At 35.4% G+C, this 21083-nt stretch carries 21 protein-coding genes; 19 read left to right on the forward strand and 2 right to left on the reverse strand.

What is annotated here, in order from left to right:
* Positions 1-70: 70 nt before the first annotated feature.
* The 6 genes from ACL9RH_RS17265 (at position 71) to ACL9RH_RS17290 (ending at position 6224) form a co-directional block, all read left to right on the forward strand.
* Positions 71-703 (forward strand): response regulator, encoded by a 633-nt coding sequence (locus ACL9RH_RS17265; protein WP_422694582.1) that lies wholly within the window; start codon positions 71-73, stop codon positions 701-703.
* Positions 704-709: 6 nt separating this feature from the next.
* The gene (locus ACL9RH_RS17270; protein WP_422694583.1) at positions 710-1471 is read left to right on the forward strand and encodes a hypothetical protein; all 762 of its coding nucleotides are present in this window, start codon (positions 710-712) and stop codon (positions 1469-1471) included.
* 598 nt (positions 1472-2069) lie between these two features.
* Complete coding sequence (locus ACL9RH_RS17275) at positions 2070-2858, forward strand: sensor histidine kinase (RefSeq protein WP_422694584.1); 789 nt, start codon at positions 2070-2072, stop codon at positions 2856-2858.
* A gap of 118 nt (positions 2859-2976) precedes the next feature.
* A complete protein-coding gene (locus ACL9RH_RS17280; protein WP_422694585.1) occupies positions 2977-3285 on the forward strand; it encodes a hypothetical protein in 309 nt (102 codons plus the stop codon).
* A gap of 275 nt (positions 3286-3560) precedes the next feature.
* Positions 3561-4853 carry a phosphopyruvate hydratase gene (eno, locus tag ACL9RH_RS17285; RefSeq protein ID WP_422694586.1) on the forward strand — a complete coding sequence of 431 codons (1293 nt, stop codon included), beginning with the start codon at positions 3561-3563 and terminating at the stop codon, positions 4851-4853.
* 84 nt (positions 4854-4937) lie between these two features.
* Positions 4938-6224, forward strand: a complete 1287-nt coding sequence (locus ACL9RH_RS17290) for a citrate synthase (RefSeq protein ID WP_422694587.1) — start codon at positions 4938-4940, stop codon at positions 6222-6224.
* A 97-nt stretch (positions 6225-6321) separates the two neighbouring features.
* On the opposite strand, the gene ACL9RH_RS17295 is transcribed toward ACL9RH_RS17290, so the two are convergent.
* Positions 6322-7116, reverse strand: coding sequence for an SDR family oxidoreductase (locus ACL9RH_RS17295; RefSeq protein ID WP_422694588.1), 795 nt, complete (start codon positions 7114-7116; stop codon positions 6322-6324).
* A gap of 120 nt (positions 7117-7236) precedes the next feature.
* Here ACL9RH_RS17295 and ACL9RH_RS17300 point away from each other — a divergent pair, with 120 nt between their 5' ends.
* The 3 genes from ACL9RH_RS17300 to ACL9RH_RS17310 all read left to right on the forward strand — a co-directional run bounded on the left by ACL9RH_RS17300 (position 7237) and on the right by ACL9RH_RS17310 (position 11028).
* Positions 7237-7602 (forward strand): winged helix-turn-helix transcriptional regulator, encoded by a 366-nt coding sequence (locus tag ACL9RH_RS17300; protein ID WP_422694589.1) that lies wholly within the window; start codon positions 7237-7239, stop codon positions 7600-7602.
* A gap of 106 nt (positions 7603-7708) precedes the next feature.
* A complete protein-coding gene (locus tag ACL9RH_RS17305) occupies positions 7709-8773 on the forward strand; it encodes a helix-turn-helix domain-containing protein (RefSeq protein WP_422694590.1) in 1065 nt (354 codons plus the stop codon).
* 80 nt (positions 8774-8853) lie between these two features.
* Positions 8854-11028, forward strand: a complete 2175-nt coding sequence (locus ACL9RH_RS17310; protein ID WP_422694591.1) for a TonB-dependent receptor domain-containing protein — start codon at positions 8854-8856, stop codon at positions 11026-11028.
* 37 nt (positions 11029-11065) lie between these two features.
* Here ACL9RH_RS17310 and ACL9RH_RS17315 read toward each other — a convergent pair whose 3' ends face one another.
* Positions 11066-11230 carry a hypothetical protein gene (locus ACL9RH_RS17315; RefSeq protein ID WP_422694592.1) on the reverse strand — a complete coding sequence of 55 codons (165 nt, stop codon included), beginning with the start codon at positions 11228-11230 and terminating at the stop codon, positions 11066-11068.
* Positions 11231-11520: 290 nt separating this feature from the next.
* Here ACL9RH_RS17315 and ACL9RH_RS17320 point away from each other — a divergent pair, with 290 nt between their 5' ends.
* From ACL9RH_RS17320 to ACL9RH_RS17365, 10 genes are read left to right on the forward strand one after another with little or no spacing between them, the layout of a single operon-like run.
* Complete coding sequence (locus tag ACL9RH_RS17320) at positions 11521-12435, forward strand: dimethylarginine dimethylaminohydrolase family protein (protein WP_422694593.1); 915 nt, start codon at positions 11521-11523, stop codon at positions 12433-12435.
* A gap of 30 nt (positions 12436-12465) precedes the next feature.
* A complete protein-coding gene (locus ACL9RH_RS17325; RefSeq protein ID WP_422694594.1) occupies positions 12466-13770 on the forward strand; it encodes a hypothetical protein in 1305 nt (434 codons plus the stop codon).
* A gap of 3 nt (positions 13771-13773) precedes the next feature.
* On the forward strand, positions 13774-14697 hold the full coding sequence (gene ctlX, locus ACL9RH_RS17330; protein ID WP_422694595.1) for a citrulline utilization hydrolase CtlX: 924 nt from the start codon (positions 13774-13776) through the stop codon (positions 14695-14697).
* Between the two features lie 22 nt (positions 14698-14719).
* The gene (locus ACL9RH_RS17335; protein WP_422694596.1) at positions 14720-15079 is read left to right on the forward strand and encodes an S-adenosylmethionine decarboxylase family protein; all 360 of its coding nucleotides are present in this window, start codon (positions 14720-14722) and stop codon (positions 15077-15079) included.
* 3 nt (positions 15080-15082) lie between these two features.
* The gene (locus tag ACL9RH_RS17340; RefSeq protein WP_422694597.1) at positions 15083-16549 is read left to right on the forward strand and encodes a DUF4178 domain-containing protein; all 1467 of its coding nucleotides are present in this window, start codon (positions 15083-15085) and stop codon (positions 16547-16549) included.
* Positions 16550-16552: 3 nt separating this feature from the next.
* Entirely contained in the window at positions 16553-16744 is a 192-nt protein-coding gene (locus ACL9RH_RS17345) for a hypothetical protein (protein WP_422694598.1), read from the forward strand.
* A 12-nt stretch (positions 16745-16756) separates the two neighbouring features.
* Positions 16757-16972: a DUF350 domain-containing protein gene (locus ACL9RH_RS17350; RefSeq protein ID WP_422694599.1), complete on the forward strand. Its 216-nt coding sequence runs from the start codon at positions 16757-16759 to the stop codon at positions 16970-16972.
* Positions 16965-18479: a polyamine aminopropyltransferase gene (locus tag ACL9RH_RS17355; RefSeq protein ID WP_422694600.1), complete on the forward strand. Its 1515-nt coding sequence runs from the start codon at positions 16965-16967 to the stop codon at positions 18477-18479. The genes ACL9RH_RS17350 and ACL9RH_RS17355 overlap by 8 nt, the downstream gene beginning before the upstream one ends.
* A complete protein-coding gene (locus ACL9RH_RS17360; protein ID WP_422694601.1) occupies positions 18454-20043 on the forward strand; it encodes an NAD(P)-binding protein in 1590 nt (529 codons plus the stop codon). The genes ACL9RH_RS17355 and ACL9RH_RS17360 overlap by 26 nt, the downstream gene beginning before the upstream one ends.
* A gap of 6 nt (positions 20044-20049) precedes the next feature.
* The gene (locus ACL9RH_RS17365; protein WP_422694602.1) at positions 20050-21075 is read left to right on the forward strand and encodes a hypothetical protein; all 1026 of its coding nucleotides are present in this window, start codon (positions 20050-20052) and stop codon (positions 21073-21075) included.
* Positions 21076-21083 lie beyond the last annotated feature (8 nt).

Below are 21083 nucleotides of genomic sequence, written 5' to 3' on the forward strand. Positions count from 1 at the left end.
ACAAGATTACACAAAGGTGTAATTGATTCTTATTAGTTTTCTGTTGAAATTTGCTTCAAACAAAAAAGACATGAGCATTTCTATCGCCATAGTAGAAGACGAAAAAAACTACAACAATGCGTTGAAGAAGGTCATCAATTATCAGAATGATATGAAAGTGATCGCTCAGTTTTTTGACGGAAGCAATGCTCTGAAAAATCTCCCTGATATTTCCCCCGATGTCGTAATGATGGATATTCAGCTTCAGGATATGCTCGGTATAGAGATTATTGAAAAGCTGAAAAAAGATATGCCCGGAACTCAATTCATTATGTGTACAAGTTTTGAAGATGACGAAAAGGTTTTCAATTCTTTAAAAGCTGGTGCAATGGGTTATCTGGTGAAAGGTGAAAGTATGGATAAAATTCTTTCTTCAATCCGCGATGTTTATAACGGAGGCGCTCCTATGAGTTTTTCTATTGCTCGAAAGGTTTTGCAGCACTTCGAAAAAAAACTCCCTGCAATCAAAGAAATTGAAGATCTTACTGATCGTGAAAAAGAAGTATTGGAACTTCTTTCGCAAGGACTTCTGTATAAAGAAATAGCAGATAAAAAGTTCATCAGTATCGATACGGTGAAGAAACACGTTGGCAATATCTACAGAAAGTTGCATGTCAGCAATAAAGTAGAAGCAATCAATAAATTTAACAATTTTAAAAACTAAGAAATCATGGGAACAGAAAATGTAACATTTACAAGACAGGAAATTGACTGGACTAAAATAGTAGTCTATGCACAATCAAACCAAAACGGCATTGGAGAAGTATTTAACAAGGGTTTTAACAAAGGCTTTAATGGGCATATCCATGTTGATGGACCGCTAATAGAAAAGGTGGATAATCCAACGCAGGGAGGATTAATCTCTCCCGGTGATGCTCCCGGAATGCTGAGAAAGTATAATAAAGCCGTATTGGATCATTACGAGACCCCTATATTGATGAAAGAAAGGGTGCTGAGAGCAGTTTTTGATAGCGTAAATGAAGTGCCTATTTTTTTAGGGGAGATTGAGAATGAAGGACTGGTCTTCATGTATAACGATACTATAAAAGGGACCTATCATATTCTCAGTGACTGCGATGAAATAGAAGATATTAACTTTGAAATATTTACAGAGCATCAAAATTTTTATAAAGAAAATCTTAAAGCTACATTAGATACTTATATTCCTAAGGAAAATCCTTATCCAGGAAACACCAAACGTTTTATTGTTACGAATGAAATTTATCTTGAATTTCTAAAGAAGTTAAAAGATGATTCCGCTTCAGAACATTTAGTAGCTTTCTATCCGGCGATGCATGTAACTAATGACGATTATAATAACAGATTTACCTTTATCATGGTGGTACAGAAGTATGTGAATAATGAACTGATGGCACCTAAAGAAACAGGCTTATATGACAGAAATGGACTTTGCCCTCCAGGAAATTGCTAAAAATGAACGTACTTGATATAATATACTACTCTATAATCAGTATGAGTCTTATTGTTTCCATAGTCTATAAAAGGCTATGGAAACAGCTTTTTTTTCTTTACCTAGGAATTACAATTATCATTGAAGCGCTCTTCACCCTTAAAATTAATTTTGTAACAGTAAGAGTATACAACTACTTAGATCTCTTTGGCATTGGTTATTTTGGATATATTTACTTCAGGGAGGTAGGCTACAGCTCTATAATCAGAAATGTTACCCTCTTTTTTTTTATAGCAAGCGCAATATTCATTTTTATTTCAAATACTAAGTATTCTATTATAACCGGATATATGTATTGTATATTCTTAATACTTATTTCATTATTTTGGTTGTACAAAAAGATATCAAGCACAGAAAATGACAGTAATATTCAGAATTTCTGTTTTTTTTGGATAAGTGTTTCATTATTGTTCTGGGCTGTTTTTTATATCTTCAGAATGATTCCCATGTATTTTTTTTACAATGCAGATCCGGATTTTTTAGCTGAGATCTCCAGAATTTTTACCGTGGTTAACATAATAACATATTCACTATTTTTCCGCAGTTTATTTTGTAAACAATGAAAGGCCTTCCAATAGAAATAAAAATTGTATATATAACAGCCATCATTGTAATGATGCTGTTTGTTGCATTTATCATTTTCGTTGTTCTTATGTACAACAGAAAGCAGCTTTTGAATTTAAAAGAAAGACAGCTTCAGGAGTCCGAATATCAAAATAAACTTCTTCAAAAAGAACTTGAAAAACAAAAATCCATAGAACAGGAAAGAGAACGTATTTCTCACGATATGCACGATGATCTGGGAGCCGGAATTTCAGCATTAAAACTTCAGGCAGAATTTCTTCGCCAAAGAGTAGATGATATTGAGCTGCAGAATGATATTGATGAACTTCTGAAAACATCTGCAGAAATGAATATCTCTATGAGAGAAATGCTGTGGAGCCTCAATTCCAGTAACGATACCTTAGGCAGTTTTATAGACTATACCGTTCTGTATACAGATAACTTTCTGAAAAAAACAAAAATAAAACTATGGTATGAAAGTATAGATATTATAGCAGATACTCCCATTTCCACAGAACAGAGGAGAAATTTGTTTCTATGCTTAAAAGAGGCGGTAAACAATGCTTACAAACATAGTTTTGCTGATCAGCTCAAGCTATCTTTCACTCAGTCTTCAAATACCTTCACGATGGAAATATCAGATAATGGTGATGGAATTTCAGAAGGATGCCCTGAAGGAAACGGCTTGCGAAACATGGCAAGACGAATGGAAGAACTGAATGGTCATTGCCACATTTTACCCCAGAAGAAGGGAACTGTTTTATTCTTTAAAATAAACCTGTAGAGACTATTAGTTTTAATCTTAACCCGATGATTACTTTTTGTATAATCACCCTTTTGTGTACTTGACACGAACTTCTTTTAAACGGAACTTTATCCTATCAAATTAAAAACCAATAGCCATGAATACATTAGCGAATGGAAAAGTTAGACACTTTAAGGAAAACATTCATGAAAGATCCGGAAGCCCACAGGAAAATAGAAGTAACCCATCCGGATACTTTAATGGAAGCCCCAAAGAAGACAGATGGATATGTAGGTCAATCGTTTTTATTCTTGGGCTCGTCATTCTGATCATCATTACCGGGCTTTTTATTTTTTCCATAAAAGGAAGTAATATTAAAATAGAACTGATTACCATCTGTACAGCCATTTCCTCCGGAGCAATCGGAACTTTAGCAGGACTTCTTGCTCCTTCTCCCAACAGATAAAAAACTAATGATCATATAGCTTTATATTCGCTGTCCGAATTTCAATGAATGTAAAGAACAGCTTCTCCAGCCATTTAGAAATGTTGGAGAAGTTTTTTATGTAAAGAATAACATTCTGAATCCAATTCGTAGTACGAATTTCATGAAAAAATGATGAAGCTTATCATAATATAAATTAACTAAAATTTAACTTGGATTTACTTCAAAAAAATCCCCCGAAATGGCCTTAAAAGTTAAATTTTGATTAAATTTGTCTAAACTAAAAAAATTAAAAAATGAGTGCAATTTCTTACATAGAAGCAAGACAGATTTTAGATTCCAGAGGTAATCCTACCATCGAAGTTGATGTATTTACAGAAAGCGGAGCTATGGGGCGTGCTGCTGTACCTTCAGGAGCATCTACAGGAGAACACGAAGCCGTAGAATTACGTGATGGTGGTTCAGATTATCAGGGAAAAGGAGTCCTGAAAGCTGTTGAAAATGTAAAAGAAGTAATTGCAGAGAATTTAGTTGGACAGCCGATCTTCGAACAAAACTATATCGATCAGATTATGATTGATCTTGACGGAACGGCTAACAAAGGAAATCTTGGTGCGAATGCTATTCTTGGTGTTTCTTTAGCGGTAGCAAAAGCTGCTGCTGCAGAATTGGGAATGCCTCTTTATAAATATGTAGGTGGTGTAAACGCAAACACACTTCCTGTTCCTATGATGAATGTAATCAATGGTGGATCTCACTCTGATGCTCCTATTGCATTCCAGGAATTTATGATCATGCCGGTAAAGGCAGATTCTTTCTCTCACGCTTTGAGAAAAGGGACTGAAATTTTCCACAACCTAAAATCTATTCTTCATTCAAGAGGTTTATCTACTGCGGTAGGTGACGAAGGTGGTTTTGCTCCAACTTTTAAAGGAACTGAAGATGCTTTGGATACTTTACTTCAGGCTATTGAAAAAGCAGGTTATAAGCCAGGTGACGACATTATGTTAGCGCTTGACTGTGCAGCTTCTGAATTCTACAAAGACGGAATTTATGATTACAGAAAATTCCAGACTCCGGATGCAGCTCAGTTTTCGAGCAGTGAGCAGGTTTCTTACCTAGCTGAATTGGCTGCAAAATACCCAATCATTTCTATTGAAGACGGTATGCAGGAAAATGACTGGGAAGGTTGGAAAATGTTAACAGATAAAATCGGAGACAGAGTACAGCTTGTTGGTGATGATTTATTCGTAACCAACGTAGAAAGATTATCCAGAGGAGTAAAAGAAAATATTGCCAACTCTATCCTTGTAAAAGTAAACCAAATTGGATCTCTTTCTGAAACAATGGCTGCAGTACAAATGGCTCAGAATAACAAATTCACTTCAGTAATGTCTCACAGATCAGGAGAAACTGAAGATGCTACCATTGCTGATTTAGCGGTTGCAATGAACTGCGGACAGATCAAAACGGGGTCAGCTTCAAGATCAGACAGAATGGCAAAATACAACCAATTATTAAGAATTGAAGAAGCTCTTGGCGAAACTGCAATTTTCCCAGGTTTAGAAGCATTTAAGATTAAAAGATAATCGAATTTATAAATAACGGCAAGCGATAATTTTTGTTTGCCGTATTTTATGGAAAGTGGTATATTTAAAAAAAATAAATAAATAATGTCAGACAACAAAGTAATATTGAATTACGACGGTAATTCATATGAATATCCAATCGTGGATAGTACTATCGGAGACAGAGGGATTGATATTTCAAAATTAAGAGACCAGACAGGTTTGATCACTCTGGATTTAGGTTACAAAAATACAGGAGCTACTATTAGCGACATCACTTACTTAGACGGAGATCAGGGAGAATTATTCTACAGAGGTTATCCGATCGAGCAGATTGCTGAAAAATCTAACTTCACTGAGGTAATGTATCTTCTATTACATGGAGAATTACCTACTCAGGATCAGTTTACTTCATTCGACAACAATATTAAAAAATATAACTTCATCGCAGACGAAATGAAAAAAATCATTGATGTTTTTCCTCGTTCTGCTCACCCTATGGGAGTTTTATCTTCTATGACATCTGCATTGACAGCTTTCAACCCGAAAGCCGTTAACGTAAACTCTAAAGAAGAAATGGATCATGCTGCTGAGCTTATGATCGCTAAGTTCTCTCACCTTTGTGCTTGGACTTACAGAAAAACTCAAGGTTTACCATTAAACCACGGAGACAACAACCTAAACTACGTAGAGAACTTCTACAAAATGGCATTCAGATTACCAAATGCTGATTTCGAAATCGATCCGGTAGTTGTAAATGCTTTAGATAAATTATTAATCCTTCACGCAGACCACGAACAAAACTGTTCTACTTCTACAGTAAGAATGGTAGGTTCTGCACACACAGGTCTTTTCGCTTCTATCTCTGCTGGGGTATCTGCACTTTGGGGACCACTTCACGGTGGAGCTAACCAAGCGGTAATCGAAATGCTTGAACTTATCGAGAAAGATGGTGGTGACGTATCTAAATATGTTGCTAAAGCAAAAGATAAAGCAGATAACTTCCGTCTAATGGGATTCGGACACAGAGTTTACAAAAACTTCGACCCAAGAGCGAAAATTATCAAGAAAGCTGCTGATGATATCCTTAAAGCATTAGGAATCCAGGATAAAGCTCTAGACATTGCAATGCAGTTAGAAAGAGTAGCTCTTGAAGACGAGTACTTCGTAGAAAGAAAACTATATCCAAACGTAGACTTCTACTCAGGTATCATCTACAGAGCGTTAGGAATTCCTACAGAAATGTTTACAGTAATGTTTGCATTAGGAAGACTTCCAGGATGGATCGCTCAGTGGAAAGAAATGAGACTGAAAGGAGACCCAATCGGAAGACCAAGACAGGTTTACCAAGGTGCTCAGGAAAGAAACTACATCGATATTGCAAGCAGATAATATTTGCTTATACCATAAAAAAACCCAAAGCAAGCTTTGGGTTTTTTTATGGCTCATTATTTAAAGGTAAATAATCAAAACGGAATACATTAAATAACTATATCGTGGGAATAGTACCTCCATCTATCACATATTCAGTACCTGTTAAATACTTTGCACGGGGAGAAACCAGAAATCCAACAAACTCTGAAACATCTTCCGGTTGAGCCGGCCTGCCGATAGGAATTCCTCCTAATGCATCCATAACACTTTGTGTGGCTTCTTCTATTGAGGTTTTTGAACTCTCTGCAATACGTTCCATCATCCGGGTTGCAGATGAAGTCATAATCCAACCCGGAGAAACAGTAAGAACACGAACACCTTTTGGAGACACTTCTTTTGACAAGCCCTTACTGTAGTTGATAAGCCCTGCTTTGGCTGCTGCATAAGGCAGAGTAGAATCAAACAAAGGAAGCCTTCCCTGAATAGAAGCAATATGAATAATCACACCTGTTTTTCGTTCTATCATTTGGGGTAGAAATCCTCTGTCTAAACGAACGGGGGCCAAAAGATTGGTCTGGATCGTACTTTCCCAATCTTCATCACTCAAAACTGAGAAACCACCACCTGGAGTTTCTGAACCGCCTAAAGTATTAATTAAAATATCAAGCTTGCCAAAAGTAGAAAGAATTTCCTTTACAAGGTTTTCCGTGTCTTTTGCAAGGCTAAGATCTCCTGCCATAAAATGGAGCTGATTACTGATTTCTTTGGGATGATTTCTCGCACTGACAATTACAGTAGCTCCGGCTTTTAACAATCTTTCTGCGATGGCTTTTCCCGTTCCTTTTGTACCACCGGTTACCAAAGCAATCTTACCTGATAATTCGTTATTGAAATTAAATAATTCTGTCATGATTTCTTTTTGTACAAATTTCAGGAGTATGTAAGGCTCTTACAAGTACGGGGTTACGAATCACATAGGGATAAATTTATCCCATATTGCTATCTCATGTCATTGTACTACATTTGTTGTATGTATGAAAGAAAAATTCCACCCAATCTGAATTGTGGGCTTGATCTTATTGCAGAAGTTCTGTATGGCAAGTGGAAAATCCGTTTGTTATGGTTTATTCATGAAGGATATCAAAGACCAAGTGAACTTCAGAGAAAGATCCCCGATGCTTCTCGCAGAGTATTGAATGTACAATTGAAGGAACTTGAAGATCATGAGCTTGTGGCTAAAACAATTTACGCTGTTGTGCCACCAAAAGTAGAGTACAATCTTACAGAATTTGGACTTACATTGATTCCGGTAATTGCTGCATTGGGAAAATGGGGTGATGATCATGAAGAACGTTTACGAGCACTCATTCTGAAGAAGATGGAAAACACATCGTAAAAACGGACAAAATCTATTGAGTTAAGAATTTTTGATACTTTACTAACTTTTTCCGAAATGGAATATAATAATTTGATTAAATTTATACTGTAAAAATTAATACCCAATGACTTTTGGACAACAGATGTTATTCTTTTTTAGCGCAGTAGGAGCATTCAATGGACTTCTGCTGGGTATTTATCTGTTGTTTGTAAAAAAACTGAAATTTCTTCCGGATTTTTTTCTGGGACTACTTCTCTTAATGTTGAGTTCAAGGGTGGGAATTTCAGTATGTATTTACTTTTATCCCGATTTGCCAAGAATCATTCCGCATTTGGGATTATCGGCATTATTTTTTACAGGACCTGCATTATACTACTTTATCAAATCCTCTTTTCAGCAGGAACAGTTTGATCTGAAGAATTGTAGAAAAATTTTTGGTCTGCTGACTATTATTTTAGGAGCTGTAGGGTTACTTTATTTAATTTTTCCCATCACTTGGGATCATTATTTCGGAACGTTTATTTATACAGTATGGTCTGTATTTGTCTTTCTTGCAGTTTACCAATACTATACTTTTTCAAAACAAAACAGCAAAAGTTCTAATAGGTTTGTGCTTCCTGTTCTTATCAGTAATGTGATTATCTTTTTAACGTATCAGTTGATTTCTACAGGTTGGGTGCAAATTTACTGTGCAGGAGGAAGCCTTGTATTTTCATTCGTTTTGTATGCTAATTTTTTGATTTTATTTAATAAAAAATACCAACAGATTTCTCCAATAAAAGAAGTTGAAAGATATTCCAACAAAAAGATTTCAGAGGTGCAGGCCGATAGCTTTGTCTCAAAATTAGAAAGATTGATGAATGCAGAGGAACTTTACAAAAATCCGAACCTTAAGCTAAGCGATCTAGCTTCAAAAATGAATATGCCCGCTCATCAGCTTTCCCAACTTTTGAATGACAATCTGGAAAAAAGCTTTGCAACATACATTAATGAACACAGGATTAATGAAGCTTGTGAAAAAATAGAAAATGGCTCTTATCTGAAGATTGAAGAAATAGGCTATGAAGTTGGATTCAATTCCAAATCAACATTTTTTTCAACATTTAAAAAGATTAAGAATACAACCCCTCTTTTGTACAAACAGTCGCAAACCCTTACTGAATCTACATTCCAAAGTTCAAATTTATAATTTCGTACTGCGGGATTTTAATCTCAAAACCTGTTTTTTGCCCTAAGCCCATACTTTTGATTTCATAAAAATTAAAATTTATGATCATCAAATTAAGGCTTTTTTTATTACTGTTACTCTTTGGGTTTTTAGGAAAAGCACAGGAAGTTTCAGGAGAAAAAGTTTCGGATTCTGTCGTTCAATCCAAATCCTCTACTACAGATATTTCGGAAGTTATTATCCGTTCTGCCCCCAGAAAAGTAAAATTGAATGAAGGAAATCTGGTAATGGCTGTTTCCGGAAATAAAGACTTTAAAACTTCTGCCAATCTTTTAGATGTTTTAAGAAAAACACCGGGTGTTACCATAGATCAGGAAGGAGGTATTTTTATTGGCGGAAGGATAACTCCTGCTATTTTTATTGATGGAAAAGCGGTGGTGATGAGCAGCCAGGAATTACAGGCATATCTAAGTTCTCTTTCACCGGAAATCGTTGAATCTATAGAAGTAAACACCAATCCTTCTTCAAAATATGACGCAGAATTCAAAGGAATTATTGACATACGATTGAAGAAGAACACCAGTTTGGGTTGGAAAGGCAGCTATAGCGGGAATATCTATGTGAATAAGTTCAATTACCGGGAAAATGCCTTAAATCTTTCCTACAATACCAATAAAGTTACCTATAATTTGCAGGCTGGCTATAATGGAGGAATTTCAACATATCGGTATAATGCTTTACAGAAATTGGCAAGTACAGATATTATGAGAACCAAGGCCTATCAGAAAGATGATGCTAACGTGTACGCTATCCTGGCAGGAGCAGATTTCAGATTAAATGATAAAAACAGACTTGGCGTGAATCTGAGAGGTAATTTTCGCGAGAATATGCGTTCCAGGGATGGATCTTTGTTTACGACTGATAAAACAGAAACTCAAACCGTACTGAATACCCAAAGTGAAAATCCATCAAGTTACAGCCAGGATAACTTTGGAATCACTACAGATTATTCCTATCATAATAAAGATTTTAAACTCAGTTTTCTAGGGAATTATCTATCGGTTCAAAACAAACAGAAAGATGATTTTATTAATAGAAATCAATCTTTAGCAGCCGTTTTATCGTATTGGAAATCTGATCTTTTTAATAAAATTACAATTTATACTGCTCAGGTGGATGCATCTCAAAAAATTGGAAATGCAGATATTGAAGCTGGGGCTAAATACAGCTTTTCAGATACGCATAATAATATTCGTTACGATACTTTATCAGTAGGAAATAAATTTGTGTTCGATCCTTCAAGAAGTAATGTTTTTTCTTATCAGGAGAAAATTTGGGCAGGCTATTTGGCTTACAGACAAAAGTTTGATAAACTACAGATCAATGCCGGACTTCGATTTGAAAATACCAGCAGTATTTCAGATGCCGTTACTATTGATTCAACCGTTGCAAGGAATTATCTGAAATGGTTGCCATCTCTGAGTGTAAGCTACACTTTTAATCCATCCAGCGAACTCTCAGTTTCTTACAGCAAAAGAATCACAAGACCTGTCTTCTCACAGCTGAATCCTTTTCGATTTTACTTTAGCCCTTTGAATTACTGGATCGGAAATCCCTATTTACAACCTTCTTTTACCAGTCAGATCAAAGCCTCTTTTCGCTACAAAAACTGGATTACAAACTTTACGGTTGGAAAAGAGAAAGATGTAATGACCCGCTATCCTCTATACAATCCTGAGACCAATGTATTGGAATATCTTGGAACCAATCTTCCTTACCGGAATTTTGCCATTCTGGAAACAAGTTTGCCTATAAAAATTACAAACTGGTGGAATATCACGGCCCAACTCTCAGGATATTACAATTATGAGTTCAGACCTTATCTGGATGAGGTTTTTGCACTGAATATTTATAATTATGAAGTAAGAGTGAATCAGGTATTTTCGTTTTCAAAAGGATATACTGTTAATCTTTTTTTCAATTATGAATCCAAAACAGGAAATAGTCTTTATATCATTAAACCACGATATAATGTTGATGTATCTGTTCAGAAGTCATGGTTTGATAATAAATTGAATACAAAAATAGGGTACACCAATCTATTTGACTCTTACGATCAGCGTTTAGAATTTCGGCATAAGCAGATTATGGATAATCGGTTTACGCATTGGTGGGATAGCAGTAGGCTTTTTGTGTCGCTGAGTTATAATTTTGGAACTTCGAAGTATCAGGTAAAAGAAATTCAGAAAACTGAAGAAGAAAACCGGGCGAGATAAAAAGAAACCTGCTTGAAAAAGCAGGTTTCTGAATTTATTATGGGCATTGGCATCTGTCACAAGTCCAGATAAAGCATTTTCCTGTATTGTCCCATTCACAGCATCTTCTGCCTGTTGAAATAGGAGCTCCTCCCATTACTGATTTTTGTTGCTCTCTTCCTAGTTTTTGTGCATTCTTCAGCACAGAATTGTTTTTGTTCATGATTTTGTTGTTTTGATGTTAATAGTAAAGTTTTAAAAAGTATAATTTCGCGAGAATTATATCACTAATGTATGAAAATTATTTGAATAATATGAAGAGATTTTGAACCCTATATAGGTGGAAGATAGTTTTTTATGAATTTCCGTCTGAAAATAGAACATACGGCTTGCAGGAAAAAATAGAATTAAGAAAAGGATATCTCTGCTGCTATCAAATTTGAAGCAGAAAATCAGACAAAAGTTTTCCAGATAGAGACCTTTACTTATATTTGTAGTATTGCATAAATCTTTATGAGACTAAACATTAAAAACGAAACGGGAAGGCTAAGATCTGTAGTATTGGGCCAACCTAATTCATTGGGCCCAGTTCCCACCTTAGAAGAAAGTTATGACGCCAAGTCGTACTATTCAATAGAACACAACATTTATCCTAAAGAAAAGGATATCATCAACGAAATGAACGCCTTTGAAGCTGTTCTAAAAAAGTATGACGTTGAAGTACTCCGTCCCAGTATTATCCAAGATTACAACCAGGTTTTTTCAAGAGATGTAGCCTTTGTGATTGACGACAAAATGATTATTTCAAACGTTATTGCTGACAGAGCAGATGAGCAGGAAGCATACAAAAGCGTTTTTGAAAAAGTAGCCTGGAGAAAAATTATCAACCTTCCGGAAACAGCTCACATCGAAGGAGGGGACGTAATCGTTTGGAACGACTTTATTTTTATAGGAACCTGTTTCAGCGAAGACTATAGAAACTATAAAACGGCAAGAACCAACGAGTACGCCATTGAAATTATAAAAGAATATTTTCCGAAAAAAAGAATTATAGATCTTGAACTGAAGAAAAACGATAAAGTTCCGTTTGAAGGTATTCTTCATTTAGACTGTACTTTCAATCCTGTAGGAGAAGATAAATGTATTATCTATAAGAACGGGTTTGTAGATGAAAGCGATTACCGTCTGATCATCGATATCTTTGGAGAAGAAAACTGTTTCCACATCAATGATGAAGAAATGTTTGAAATGTTCCCGAACATTTTCTCAATCTCTCCTGATGTAGTGGTTTCAGACAAAGCATTTACCAGAATGAACAACCATTTGAGAGACGAGTGGGGAATGACAGTAGAAGAAATACCTTACAGAGAAATCTCTAAAATGGGTGGTTTGTTGAGATGCTCTACAATGCCGCTTGTGAGAGAATAGGATATTTTGGGTCGATTATTTTTCATATTTGTGATTTTTTTTCCATTTATAAAAGCGGGTGCACAGCTTTTTGATTGGAGGAAAATATATTCTGGAGACCTTGAAACATACAAAAAGTATAATATTAAAACTGCTGTTTTAAAGAAAAATGGAGTAGAGATTAATAGAATTGAAATACTGGCTGATAAAAATGAAATAATCACTTCAAATATTACCCAAACCTCCTGGCTCATTTACGACAAACAAAATAGATTATCCCGTATAATATCTAAAAATATAGAGATTAAAATTTCATATGCTGACAATGGAATGATACTGTCTATTGAAAAGGAGACTAAATCTGGGGGAAAAATCAGTATTTCTAAAAATTACCGTCCGGATCTTAATAATCCTAAAAATATTAATTATGAGGGTAATTTTCTGGACACAAAAACTGGGAAAAACGAGTTTTATAGGAAACGTTTTGTTTTTAATTCAAACGATTCATTAACGAGTTTTAATGAAAATACTTTGGATAACGGGTATTATAGGTTTTATCAAAATGGAACAAATACGAAGAAATTGCTTTATGAAAATGGCTTTGAAATAGATTCTTCTTATTATGTATCACCCAATAAGCTAAATAACTATAATTTTATACGTAATAAAGAAAGAGATGTTATAACTAAAAGTCAGGACTCAATTTATATTGAATCTTATTTTCAGGGGAAAATAGAAAGCAGGGTTGTAAAATATGATGATTTGTTGTATGATGAAGAGCTTTTTATTCCCAATCAGATCAGAAATAAATATATTTATTATACGGCTAATGATGGAAGATATATTCTTTGGGAAATAAGATCTATTCATGCCAATGGGAAAGTAAAAAGCAAATACCCTTTAAAAAGATATTATAACCTGGTACATGGGAAATTGATCAGAAATAAAAGAAAAATTAAAAATGAAATAGTAAAGGTACGAGGATATGGAGGGACTTACCGGAAAAACAATAGAATGGGGATACCTGAATTTGATATTTATTCACCTTCAGTCTTGTTGTCCCGAAAAATCACGGAGAGAGTTTCTGATAATCTAGATACTTCTGAAATTTTTTCCCACGAACTTGGAATAATTTATAATAAATTACATTCAGATACCCCGATAAAAAAAGAAGATTATTTAGGAAGTAGTATTTCTTTATCTCCGAGGTTTTATAATTTCCTGACAGAATTTATCTGCAGAGAAGATTACAATGTTGAGATAACCGACAAAAATGGTAAGGTCTTTACCAGAAGGTTCTTTGAGCATCCAGATGAACTTTCAATTATTTTGAATATTTTTATTAAACAAGAATAAACAATGCAAACAACAGATACAGTATTAATGATAGAACCGATAGCTTTCGGTTACAACGCTGAGACAGCAAAGAATAATTATTTCCAGGTAGAACAGACAGGTTCGGATATCCAGTCAAAAGCGTTGGCTGAGTTCAGTACTTTTGTCGGAAAGCTGAGAGGAAAAGGAATTAATGTAATTACCATAAAAGATACTTTGGATCCCCATACACCGGATTCTATTTTTCCTAATAACTGGGTGAGTTTTCATAAAGACGGAAAAGTAGTTTTATATCCTATGTTTGCTTCTAACAGAAGAGTGGAAAGAAGAGATGACATCATTGAAACCATCAAAGACCAGGGATTTGATGTTGTTGATGTTGATGACTGGTCTTTCTCGGAAACTCAGGGACATTTTTTGGAAGGAACAGGAAGTATGATTTTCGATCATGATCAAAAAATTGCTTACGGTTCTGTTTCTTTGAGATTAGATGAAAATCTGTTTAGAGAATTCTGTTCAAAATACGGATTCACTCCTGTCGTTTTCCATTCATTTCAAACAGTAGGTACAGAAAGACTTCCAATCTATCACACCAATGTAATGATGTGTGTGGCAGATAAGTTTGTTGTCATCTGTCTGGATTGTATTGATGATGAGCTGGAAAGAGAAAAAGTGGTTGAAACCATCAAAAATTCAGGAAAAGAAATCATTGAAATTTCTGAAGAACAGATGCAGCAGTTTGCAGGAAATATGCTTCAGGTTCAGAATAAAGATGGAGAGAGGTTTCTGGTAATGAGCCAGACTGCTTATCAGTCTTTAACAGCAGAGCAGATAGCAGCTATTGAAAAGTACTGTGAAATTATTTATTCAGATCTGAATACCATTGAAGTAAACGGAGGAGGAAGCGCAAGATGTATGCTTGCCGAAGTCTTTCTTCCCAAAAAATAATATATTTGCGAAAAAAAACTAATTGAAATCATTATCAAATAAAGGCTTACATATTCTTCTGACTTTGGAAACAGAGTCAGAAGATTTGTTATTAGACAGTAAAGGATTTTTAGAATTTACAGAACATATTCTGGCTACCAAAGACGTAGAAATTGTAGGCGTTACAAATCATGTTTTTGATAACCAAAGTTTTACTTCTGCGGTTTGTCTTAAAGAATCCCATCTTTGTATTCATACATGGCCAGAGTTTAAGCAGCTTACTTTTGATGTTTTTCTGTGTAATTATACTCAGGATAACACGTTGAAAGTAGAACAGATTGCGGATGAAGTGATACAGTATTTTAAAGCTAACACCATTCAAAAACACAAAATTTACCGATAAAAAATGGATCACATTTGTCCCATTTGCCAAATCAATAATAATCAGATGGCGATCGATTTCGCCGTTGAAGAATTTATTTGTAGCCATTGTGATAAGCTTATTACAATAGGAAAAACCACCGCCAGTAAAACTATTAAAAAACTCGTAGAAAATGTTGTTCTGGAAGTAGGACGTAAAGGGATACTTTATGGGACTGAATATTGGGTGATGAACATCGTCATTAAAAAATATGGTTCCGATACCTTCTGGAGAGAATATGCTTTAAAAGATAAAGCAGGTAACAATATTTTTCTTAGTGAAAGTGACGGACACTGGGTAGTTCTCCGTCCCGTAGATTTCGCTTTCAAAGAATACAAATATTACGCAGAAGCTAATGGTAAAAATTACAGATGGTACGAGACAACGCCATGCAGTATTTATGCTGCAACAGGCTTTTTCGAAGATAAGCTTAAGTTTGGTCTGGCTACCTATAAAGAATATGTGAACGGAGCAGAAATGATTTCCAGAGAAGAATATGGTGCTTCAAAAGAATTTTTCAATGGGAAACATATTTCAAGATCAGAAATTCGAAAAGCCTTTGGAATAAAAGAATTGCCCTATCGTACCGGAATAGGAATTATTCAGCCCTTTGCGTATAATGTGAGACAGTGCACAAACATTATGGCGGTTACCGCTTTGCTGATTTGTTTACTCCAGCTCTATGTTGTCACTTCAAGAAGTAACCAAACCGTATTTGAGCAGAATATTAATTTTGCTGAGGTGAATGATAAAGAAATGGTAAGCAAAAGCTTTACTCTTTCTGGTGGATCTGCCCCATTGAAAATACATGCTTTTTCAGACGTAGACAACTCCTGGGCCAACGTAGGGGTAAGTCTGGTTAATGAAAAGACGAATGAGGTGATATCTGCCTCTAAAGATATAGAACGCTATTCCGGATTTGAAGATGGAGAAAGCTGGAGCGAAGGAAGCAAAAGCGAAGACTTCAATATATGTGGGATCCCTGGCGGAACCTATCATTTCCTGATATCAGCAGAAAAAGAAGGTGGAGTTACAGATCCGTTCAAATCAGGATTCAGACCTGAAAAAGGAGATTTTTCTATCATTCAGAACGAAACGGGAACTTTCTTTTTACAAAATGATAAAGATAAAAGCATCAATTCTTACACAGATAAAGAAGCTCTGAAAAATGCAATTATAGAAAAAGCAGGCCTTCTCAAAACTCCTAAAGAAATGGGAAAACTGGATTCTATTCTGATCAATATGGTCCCTGATTATGGATATCCCAGTAAATATGAGCAGAACTCTTCTGTCAAGATTAAAGCAATATGGCTTCCGGTTTCCTTCTGGAACTTTGCTATTGTGCTCATCTGTTTAGTTCTCTTTGCAGGATTAAGCTATCTGGCCAAAAGTATCTTTGAAACCAATAAATGGAAGAACAGTTCCAACTCACCTTATTCTCCCACCAATTAAGCTATGCAGAAAATCATCAATTATATCAAAAATAACTGGCAGCTTTTTGCCATCGGAAGTTTTTTCCTGGGATGGTTTGTATATCTTACCTTCACAGGAAACCAGTTCTGCGACTGTACCAAAACAGAGAACTATCGCGACGGAACCACAAGAAGTCATTCCAGAGCAGGATTTTACAGATACTATCACAAATAAAAATATAAAACTATGGACAACATCAATGTACTGCCTATACTCAACTCGGTGCTTTACTCATTTTTAGGAATCATTATTCTGCTCGTGTGTTATTTCATTATTGAAAAGCTGACACCGGAGAAAACATGGCATGAGATTGCTCAAAATAAAAATATAGCACTGGCGATTGTTTTCGGAGCATTTATCATCGGAATTTCAATGATTATAAGCGCTGCAATTCATGGATAAAAAGAGGATACCTCTTGAACTGCTTTTAATGTTCTCGGTATTTGTCATTGCGACATGTGGATTGATTTATGAACTGGTGGCCGGGGCTTTGGCAAGTTACCTTTTAGGAGATTCTGTAAAGCAGTTTTCCTTTATCATCGGAGTATATCTGTTTTCGATGGGAGTAGGTTCCTATCTGGCAAAATTCATCAAAGGAAACCTCATCGATAAATTCGTAGAGATTGAAATTCTGGTAGGAATTGTGGGGGGAATCAGCTCCGTTGTATTATTCATTCTTTTTAATACGATGGCTCATTTCGAAGCCGTTCTTTATCTGTTCGTCTTTTTTACAGGATGTTTAGTCGGAGTTGAAATTCCGCTTTTGATGAATATCCTTAAAGACAGAATAGGATTCAAAGACCTGGTGTCGAATGTTTTTGCCTTTGATTATATTGGAGCCCTTTTAGCCTCTATACTATTTCCTCTGGTGCTTATTCCGCATCTTGGAATTGTAAAGACGCCTTTATTCTTTGGACTTATTAATATTTCCATTGCCATATTTCTATGTTTTTACCTTACAAAAGAGCTTTCCAAACCTGTATCTTTAAAAGTAAAGTCTATTGGAGCCTTCGTATTGTTGCTTACTCTTTTTATATTCTCTGACAAAATTCTCTCTTATTCAGAAGAAAAACTTTACGGAGAAAATGTGGTATACACCAAGAGTTCTCCTTATCAGAGAATTGTTTTAACAAGGAATAACCGTGAATTTCGCCTGTATCTCAATAACAATCTCCAATTTTCTTCTACAGATGAATACCGTTATCATGAAGCCCTGGTTCATCCTGTGATGTCAATGTCAAAGAATATAGACCATATTCTTATTCTGGGAGGCGGAGATGGCTTTGCCGTTCGTGAAGTACTGAAATATAAAGAAGTAAAAAAAATAACCCTTGTAGATTTGGATGGCGATATGACACAGTTTTTCAAAACTAATGAAACCATGCGCCAGCTCAATCACAGTTCTTTATCCAATCCTAAAGTAGAAGTCATCAACAAAGATGCCTATATTTGGGTAAAAGAGAACCAAAAAAAATATGATGTTATTATTATAGACTTTCCGGATCCTTCCAATTACAGTTTAGGAAAATTGTATTCACTGCAGTTTTATAAAGAGCTCGAAAAAATTACCACACCGGATACTAAAATTGTGGTACAGACAACATCGCCTTATTTTGCTCCCAAATCTTTCTGGTGTATTGAAAAAACAATGAATCAGATTTTTCCTTTTACAACCGCTTATCATACCTATGTGCCGTCGTTTGGAGAATGGGGTTTTTCAATGGCGTCTTTTGAACCCGTTAATCGAAAAATCTATAGGAGATTGCCCAATTTAAAATATTATGATTACAACTTTTCACAGATGTCTTACTTCAATAAAGATATGATGGTGAAAGATGTAGAAATTAACCGTCTGGATAACCAGATATTAGTTCGTTATTTTGATGAAGAGTGGGGGAAAGTACAGTAGAAAGGAGTTTCTTACAACTTTATTTTTAGGGAGTCTTATGCTCCCTTTTCTGCAATATTGCGGAAAGAAGGTAAAATCGATGCTGCTGAAGGTTACAGGTACCAATCATGTTCTTGGGCATCAGTTATGGGCAAAAGACTTTCCACAATTTTCGGAAGTTATCCACACCCATTACCTTATTGTAGGTGGAGGAATTTCAGGACTTTCTGCAAGCCGGTTCTTCAGTCAGAACAATCAAAATGATTACCTTCTTTTGGAAATGGAAAATCATTTGGGAGGAAACTCTTCCAACGGAAAGAACAAGTTTTCAAAATTTCCCTTGGGAGCCCATTACTTACCTTTACCCAATAAAGAAAACACGGAGATTATCGATTTTTTGAAAGAATGTGAAATCTATCTTGGAGACGATGAAACCGGAGAGCCTGTTTTAGATGAGTATCAGATGACTTTTCCACAGCAGGAAAGATTATTCTTCAAAAACGCATGGCAGAATGATATTGTTCCACAAAAGGGAATTTCGCCTGAAACTCAAAAGGAACTTACCCGATTCTTTACCATAATGGACCGTTTCCGTGAGAAAAAAGATGCACAAGGGAAATATTGGTTTACTATTCCTGTACAGGATTCCAGTAGAGAAGATGAGGTCCTGAAATTAGAAAACATCCTTTTCAAAGATTGGCTTGCTGAGCTGAAATTTCAGTCAGAAGAGCTTATGTGGTTATTAGATTATTCCTGTAGAGATGATTATGGATTAGGAATTGATTACGTTTCAGCGTGGGCCGGGATTCATTATTTTGCAGGAAGAAAAAATACCTGGAGCAAAAAATATAAAGATCAGGTTTTTACCTGGCCGGAAGGAAATGCTAGACTGGCCAAGCACTTGTCAAAATATACGGAAGGAAAACACTTGACAGGGCAGCTGGTTTTTGAGGTGAAAATTAATGATAAGGTTGAAGTGCTAAGTTTCGACAATGTTAACAAGAAAACCAAAAAAATTATTGCGGAAAAAGTATTGTTTGCAACCCCTCAGTTTGTGAATGAAAGAATTCTTACCCATAAAAAAGCATCATCATTTCATTACGTTCCCTGGCTTCTTACGACCATTACACTGCAGAATGAATTTGGAGGAGATGAGGAACTTGCCTGGGATAATGTGATCTACGGATCATCCGGATTAGGGTATATTTATGATCAGCATCAGAACCTAGATCAGATTTTAAACGAAAAAGTCATTACCTACTATAGAAGCTTTTCCAGTAACGATAGTAAGAAGGCAAGAAAGAAGCTGTATGCTATGAAGGAAGCTGAACTGAGAAACTTAGTTTTGGAAGATCTAAAGAAAGCCCATCCATTAATTGAAGATTTCATCATCGAAATGCAGTTTCACAAAATTGGGCACGCCATGATAGCTCCGGTTCCGGGACAGATTTTTGGAGAAGCAGCTCAATTGGCGAAAGAACCTATTGAAGGGAAAATTTTCTTTGCCCATTCAGACCTTTCAGGAATTTCTATTTTTGAAGAAGCCTTTTATCAGGGAATAAGAACTGCAGAACAAATGGTATAAAGAAGTATGAAACAACCTTGGATAGAAAATGCAAAAACAGACTGGTGGTTTATTTTATCACCTCCTTTTCTGGTACTGTTGATTATTTTCTTTTTTCAGACCCAAATTCAGGAATTAGAAAATACCTATTCCTTCTACACTTGGCTTTTTCTTATTGTTTTTGTAGATGTTGCTCATGTTTATTCCACACTGTTCAAAACGTATTTTATAAAAGGGGAGGTACAGAAGAGAAAACTCTTGTATATCGGTGTTCCTGTGATAAGTTGGGGAATAGGAATATTTCTGTTTCAGTGGGGAAGCCTGACATTCTGGTCGATACTGGCACTCGTTGCCGTTTTTCATTTTATCCGTCAGCAATATGGCTTTATGAGAATATATGCCCGGTTTGAACCTAATAACTGGAGTAAAAAAATAGATGAGGTAGCAGTATATGCGGCAACAATATATCCTATGTTGTATTGGTTCAAGACACCAAGAGCGTTTTCCTGGTTCGTTAATAATGAATTTGATTGGCTTCAACGTCTTCCGGACTACTTAAGCAGTATTACCGTAATATACTTTGGAATACTTATACTTTGGTTTTTTAAAACTATTTTTGAAACTGTTAAAACAGGTAAATTCAATATTCCTAAAACGATGCTCATCATTGGAACTTATCTTTCCTGGTATTTCGGGATTGTATATTTTAATAATGACCTTCTTTTCACTTTCCTGAACGTCATTTCTCATGGTATTCCTTACATCGCACTCATTTATATTCGGGAAATAAAACAAAGAGACTCTAATAAGCTGAACAGACTTTTGATTTTTAAATCCTTAATGGGAATATTTTTGTTTATTGGAGTTCTCGTAGGATTTGCTTTTCTTGAAGAATTTTTATGGGAAACTTTAGTTTGGAATGAACATTTTTCATTGAATCTGAATATTTCAGAAAATCTGCTTCAGTTTTTGGTTCCGCTACTGGTTGTTCCACAGCTTACTCATTATCTTTTAGACGGTTTTATCTGGAGGAAACCCAAAAAAGTTGGTTAACTTTGCCC

This window comes from Chryseobacterium sp. Mn2064 (assembly GCF_049319685.1).
Taxonomy (GTDB): Bacteria; Bacteroidota; Bacteroidia; order Flavobacteriales; family Weeksellaceae; genus Chryseobacterium.